Below are 4,816 nucleotides of genomic sequence, written 5' to 3' on the forward strand. Positions count from 1 at the left end.
GACGGTGCCGCCCGGCCCGGCGAGCTCGGTGCCGGCCGGCTCGGTGGTGTCGCCGCCGACCTCGTCCACCCCGTGGCGGTAGGGGGGCGCGACGCGGGGGAACGGGCTGCGGCCGTCGAGCACCTCGAGCAGGGCCGTCTCCTCGCCGTAGAGGTACTCGGACGGGCCGGCGAAGACGCCGACGGCCACGCCGTCGGCCCAGCCCTCGGCGGTCGCCTCGGCCACCGCCCGCTCGAGGCCCTCGACCTCGCGGGTGAAGCTGCGCTTGACGGCGATGACGACCCGGTCGGCGCCCACGGCCAGCGCGGCGATCAGCGCGCCCTCGACGACCCGGTAGGGGCTGCGGCGCAGGAGGGCGCGGTCCTTGAACGAGCCCGGCTCGCCCTCGGCGCCGTTGACGACGACGGTGGGCGCGAGCGCCGCCGAGGCGTTCTGCACGATCGTCTGCCACTTCGTGCCGGTCGGGAACCCGGCCCCGCCCCGGCCCCGCAGGCCGGACGCCAGCACCTCCTCGACGACCGACGCGGGGCCGAGCCGCCTGGCGCCGTCGAGGCCCCTTCCGCCGCCGCCGTCGACGTAGGCGCGGAGCGTCGTGACCGGCGCGGCGTCGAGGATGGCGTGGTCTCCGAGGTCGAGCGGCTCCGGCATCGCCCGCATCGTACGCAGCGCCGGGGAACGGCCCTGCCGGCCCGGCCTTGTCGGGCGCCCCTTCGCCCGCGCCCGCTACGGCCCGGCGGTCCCCCGGACGGCCCACGCCCTGGCGACGAGGTCGATGGTCCCGTCGGGGGCCGCGGGGAGCTCGGCCCTGAGGCGCTCGCGCAGGGCGGTGCGCCGGGCCTCGGGGAGCGACGCCACGTAGGCCGGCGCCGGCCCCTGGCCGCCGAGGAACGGCCGCCAGTAGTCGTCGAAGTCGGCGAACACGGTGGGCACCTCGACGGCGCCGACGCGCACGTCGCGCAGCCCGGCCCGCCGCCACCGCTCCTCCATGGCGTCCGCGTGCCAGCCGCGGAACCGGGTGCCCTCGAAGCGCTCCCCGGCCGACGGGTCGAGCGCCCCGGCCGCCTCCCAGAAGTGCCGGAGCATCTCCATCCGCCCCTCGTAGTCCCACACGTAGGCCGCGACCGTGCCACCCGGCGCGGCGGCCGCCATCGCCGCCAGCGCGGCGTCGGGGTCGGGGACGAAGTTGAGGACGAGCCCCGACACGACGACGTCGAACGGCCCCTCCGGGAGGTGGGTGGCGTCGCCCGGGCCGAACCGGGCCCGGCGGTCGTCGACGTGGGCCATGCACCACGAGACGTGCGCGGCCGACGGGTCGACGCCGACGACCTCCGCCGGGTCGCACCGGCGGAGCACCGCGGACGTGACGGCGCCCGTGCCGCACCCGACGTCGAGCCAGCGGGCGCCGCCGGGCGCCGCCAGCCAGTCGAGGAACCCGTCGGCCACCAGCCGGCTCCACCGCCCGATGTACGGCTCGTAGGCGTCGCCGCTCGCCCACGCCTCATCCATCGCCCTCACCTCCTCGGGCGTCGCGCCCGGCGGCCCGACTAGGTGCCGCCGCCCTCGTCGGGGTCGCCGGTCGGGTCGTCGCCGAGGATCACGCCGTCGTGGCGGGACTTGATGCCGGGGTCGTCCTCCTCCACCCCGCCGCCCCCGGCCGCGAGGACCGAGTTCCCGCCGGGCTCGCTGCCGGAGCCCGGGTCCTCGACGCCGAGCCCGGCGTCGCCGTCGTCGGCGATGACCGAGTCGTCGCCCGTCCCGGCACCTGCGTCGCCGGCCGTCACGTCCTCGCCGTCGCCCGTCACCTCGTCCGCGTCGTCGAGCCGATCACCCGTCGGGTCCACCAGGTCGCCTCCTCGCGTCGTGCCGACCGCGCCGGCCGGCCGCCCATCGTCGCGCTCCGCCAGGCGCGGTGCCGGCGGTTCGGCGGCGGGCGCCCCCGGCAGGGCTCGAACCTGCGACCCGCTGCTTAGAAGGCCAGTTTCACGGCCGCCAGCGACCGCCGGACACGCTCTGACCTGCGGCCCGACGCTCACGTGAGCGCCATCGAAGGAGACCTTGGAGCACTGGTGGATGGAAAAATGCTGGAAGGCGGGGCGGGCCTCACCCGGTGAGCGTGGCGAACACCACGACGTTGTCCCGGTAGTGGCCCGAGTCCCGATCGAAGTCCCCGCCGCAGGTCACCAGCCGCAGCTCTGAATCCTCCGTCGGCCCGTAGACGGAGACGGTCGGGAACGCGTCCTTCGGATGCCGCTCCACCCGCTGCACCACGTACGTCAGCGACGTGCCGTCGTCGCCCGACACGGTCACCTGGTCGCCGGGCGCGAGGTCGCGCAGCCGGAAGAACACGGCGGGGCCGGTGTAGTCGTCCACATGCCCGGCGATCACCGAGGGGCCGGGTTCGCCGGGTTCGGGGCCGTCGGCGTACCAGCCGGCGGTGTCGAAGTCTTCAGGCGGGACGAGGACGCCCGTCGCGGGGTCGCGGTGGAGGGCGACGAGCGGGGCGGTCACGTCGATGGCGGGGATGCTCACCGTCGCCGGCACGTCGACCACGACCGGGGGTGCCGTCGTCGCCGGGTGGACGGGGGCCACCGGAGCAGCCGTTGCGGTCGCCGGAGCAGGGACCGTCGCCGGTGGTTGGGTGACGGCGGGACGGTCCGACATGATCGGGCGGGCGTCGTGCGCTACGCAGGCGCCGAGCAGGAGCGCGACGAGGGCCGGGGCCGCGTGCTGCCAGCCCCGGGCCTCGTAGCGTCGTGTGCGGTCAGGCGCTCGCACCGTTCCGACGGTAGAGAACGACCGCGCCGAGGCCGACGACCCCGACCGCGGCGATCAGCGGCCAGTTCGTCCCACCGCCGGCAGGCGCCGCGCCGCCCGCTCCGGTGTCGACGCCGCCGACGGGCGCCCCACCCTCGTCGGTGTCGCCGCCGCCGGTTCCGCCGCCGCCGCTGCCACTCGGGAGGTCTTCGCAGGCGATCCCGTCGTTGTCGGAGTCGAGGCCGTTCGGGTCCGACGGGTCCTGATCGAGGACCGCTTGGGCGTCCTCCTGGAACTCGAAGTCGTCGCAGTTGAGGTCCGTCTGGGCGCCCGCTGCGGGCACCCATGCGAAGACGAGGGCGGCGGTGAGGGCTGCCAGCGCGAGTAGTCGTCGTGTCATGTTCTCCCCTTCCGTCCGGTGATGGACGGGCGGGAGCATAGGTGACGGGCCGTACCGAAGTGGGCGAACGCTACCTTGCATCGGGTAGTACGATGGGCTGCGTCCCGGCTGTGGTGGCCCGGACCCCGCTACCAGAAGGAGAAGCACATGCCCGACGCCGATGGCGAGGCCACATCGTTAGAGGTGCTGGCCGACTACGAGTGCCCTGAGTGCGGCGAGATGGTCGACCTCGACCTCACCGAAACCGAGGCGCTGCTCGTCCTTGGCGGCGACGAGAGTGGCACCCTGCGCTGCCCCAACGACTGGTGCGGTGAGGAACTCGAGGTGACCCTCGACGCCTCTGTCGAGATGCTGAGGATGGTCGCCGAGCGGCGGCCAGACCTCGCGCCGCAAATCGCCGAGCAACTCGGCCCGGTCGCCGAGCAACTCGGCCCGGTCTCCCTGTAGCGGGGAGAGCGCCCCGCCCCCGCCACCACCCCGGCTCGCACAGCGGGTTGGGGGCGGGGCACGGGGCAGACGCGAAGCGGGGCCGCCCCCGGAGGCACGGCCCCGTCACGCACTCGTTGTTCGCCCGAGCAACCCGACCCTACCGGCCGACGAGCGACACGGCGGTGACCCGCTCCCCCGGCCGCGGGCAGCACCAGCACGGCTCCCCCTCATAGCCCAACCAGAACACGTCACACGCCGGGCAGCGCAACCGGACCCGGCCATCCAGCAGAGCGACCAGCTGCGCCGACGTGGCGCCGTTCAGGGAGCCGGGCATGGCTCGTGCCGCAGGACGACAACCGGGACGCCGGCCGCCCGGGCGATCCTCACCATGTGCGCCGTCCCCTTACTCGCCTCAAGGTCGTCGTGGAAGGCGAGAACCACGTCCGGCTCGCCTTCGGTGAGCATCCGCTGGTTGCGGATCGGCCCGGCGCGCTTGCCGTAGCGGTCCCAGTCAGCCGGGTACCGCTCGTGGTCGACGCCGCTGCGGTGGAACGCCCAACGGGCGGCGAGAGCGTCGGCTCCGCGTGCGCCGCCTTCGATGACGACGAACGGCTCGCCGGGGGCGACGGTCCGGTGGTGGGCTTCCAGCGCGGCGGCGACCATCCGGTAGTCGGTCCAGTTGCGGTCACCGCAGACGAGAACCCGCACGTCGCTCAACTCTACGGCGTCCGCTCCCGGTGCTCCCTGCACCAGGACGCGCAGTAGCGATCCAGTCCGCAAGGCCGGCCGTCGGTCAGATGGTCCGGGTAGTCGATGCTGCCGCAGTCGGCGCAGCGGTGACCCTCGGCCGAGAACACCGCCAACTCCCCCCGTTCGAGGCGGCGGCGGTCGCCTTCGTCGGCGATTCGCAGGAGTCGTCGCAGGGGGTGCGGGACGGCCCACACCGGGACGCCGCGCACGGGTCAGACGGTGACCGGGTGCCAGAAGCCGCCGACGAGCCTCTGGCCGGCCTCGTCGGCTTCGTCCTTGGTGGAGTAGCCGTCGGCTCGGCCGCGTCCGACGACGAGGCCGTTGGTGTCGAAGGCGACGAACCGCCAGCGGCCGTCCTCGTCGGACTGCTTCGACTTGATGAACGCGTCTCCGCCGTCGCCCTCGTCCCATACGTGGGTGTGGACCATGCGCCCACGGTGGCCGGGTTGAACGCGGTGAGCGGGGATGCAGGGCTTGCGTCGA

Annotated in this window: 8 protein-coding genes; 1 reads left to right on the forward strand and 7 read right to left on the reverse strand. The window is 74.5% G+C overall.

All coding sequences use genetic code 11. From position 1 onward, the window contains the following. The 5 genes from VGB14_15915 to VGB14_15935 form a co-directional block, all read right to left on the reverse strand. On the reverse strand, positions 1-648 hold a 648-nt coding region (locus tag VGB14_15915; GenBank protein HEX9994415.1), incomplete at its 3' end, for a hypothetical protein. A 75-nt stretch (positions 649-723) separates the two neighbouring features. Continuing rightward, positions 724-1,506, reverse strand: a complete 783-nt coding sequence (locus VGB14_15920) for a methyltransferase domain-containing protein (protein ID HEX9994416.1) — start codon at positions 1,504-1,506, stop codon at positions 724-726. A 38-nt stretch (positions 1,507-1,544) separates the two neighbouring features. Beyond that, the gene (locus VGB14_15925; GenBank protein ID HEX9994417.1) at positions 1,545-1,841 is read right to left on the reverse strand and encodes a hypothetical protein; all 297 of its coding nucleotides are present in this window, start codon (positions 1,839-1,841) and stop codon (positions 1,545-1,547) included. A gap of 259 nt (positions 1,842-2,100) precedes the next feature. Then, positions 2,101-2,589, reverse strand: a complete 489-nt coding sequence (locus VGB14_15930) for a class F sortase (protein HEX9994418.1) — start codon at positions 2,587-2,589, stop codon at positions 2,101-2,103. Positions 2,590-2,761: 172 nt separating this feature from the next. Next, positions 2,762-3,193 carry an excalibur calcium-binding domain-containing protein gene (locus VGB14_15935; protein ID HEX9994419.1) on the reverse strand — a complete coding sequence of 144 codons (432 nt, stop codon included), beginning with the start codon at positions 3,191-3,193 and terminating at the stop codon, positions 2,762-2,764. 108 nt (positions 3,194-3,301) lie between these two features. On the opposite strand from VGB14_15935, the gene VGB14_15940 reads away from it, so the two are divergent. Beyond that, positions 3,302-3,601, forward strand: a complete 300-nt coding sequence (locus VGB14_15940; GenBank protein HEX9994420.1) for a hypothetical protein — start codon at positions 3,302-3,304, stop codon at positions 3,599-3,601. A 300-nt stretch (positions 3,602-3,901) separates the two neighbouring features. Here the strand turns inward: VGB14_15940 and VGB14_15945 are convergent, their stop codons facing one another. Further along, complete coding sequence (locus VGB14_15945) at positions 3,902-4,291, reverse strand: DUF2493 domain-containing protein (GenBank protein HEX9994421.1); 390 nt, start codon at positions 4,289-4,291, stop codon at positions 3,902-3,904. Between the two features lie 254 nt (positions 4,292-4,545). Then, entirely contained in the window at positions 4,546-4,761 is a 216-nt protein-coding gene (locus tag VGB14_15950; protein HEX9994422.1) for a hypothetical protein, read from the reverse strand. Between the last annotated feature and the right edge of the window lie 55 nt (positions 4,762-4,816).

Source organism: Acidimicrobiales bacterium, from assembly GCA_036399815.1.
Taxonomy (GTDB): Bacteria; Actinomycetota; Acidimicrobiia; order Acidimicrobiales; family DASWMK01; genus DASWMK01.

Coding starts and splice junctions, on each gene's coding strand:
- VGB14_15920 (HEX9994416.1), bottom strand. CDS start 1,506: ATGGATGAGGCGTGGGCGAGCGGCGACGCCTACGAGCCGTACATCGGG.
- VGB14_15935 (HEX9994419.1), bottom strand. CDS start 3,193: ATGCTCCCGCCCGTCCATCACCGGACGGAAGGGGAGAACATGACACGA.
- VGB14_15940 (HEX9994420.1), top strand. CDS start 3,302: ATGCCCGACGCCGATGGCGAGGCCACATCGTTAGAGGTGCTGGCCGAC.
- VGB14_15950 (HEX9994422.1), bottom strand. CDS start 4,761: ATGGTCCACACCCACGTATGGGACGAGGGCGACGGCGGAGACGCGTTC.